At 57.5% G+C, this 219-nt stretch carries 1 protein-coding gene; it reads left to right on the forward strand.

The window, feature by feature from the left end; translation table 11 throughout:
* On the forward strand, nt 1-219 hold a 219-nt coding region (locus JO375_RS24440; protein ID WP_229526940.1), incomplete at both ends, for a hypothetical protein.

The following is a 219-nucleotide window of genomic DNA, read 5'->3' on the forward strand; positions in this document are numbered from 1 at the left end:
GGTGGAGTATGCGAAGGTACAGGCCGGAGATACGACTGCACTTACAGGTCTGACTACGGGCACGATGGTCAGTCCAGATACGCAAGAGCTGGTGCGACGCTTTGTACGTCCGTTCAATCTGCAAACCGCTCCGCTGCTGCGGGTAGGCGTGGTGGACCTGGGCGTACAAGGACCGGAGCAAGAACCACAGCATCTGCTCATGCTGGATATGCACCACAT

The organism is Paenibacillus farraposensis (assembly GCF_020736845.1).
Classification (GTDB): domain Bacteria; phylum Bacillota; class Bacilli; order Paenibacillales; family Paenibacillaceae; genus Paenibacillus; species Paenibacillus farraposensis.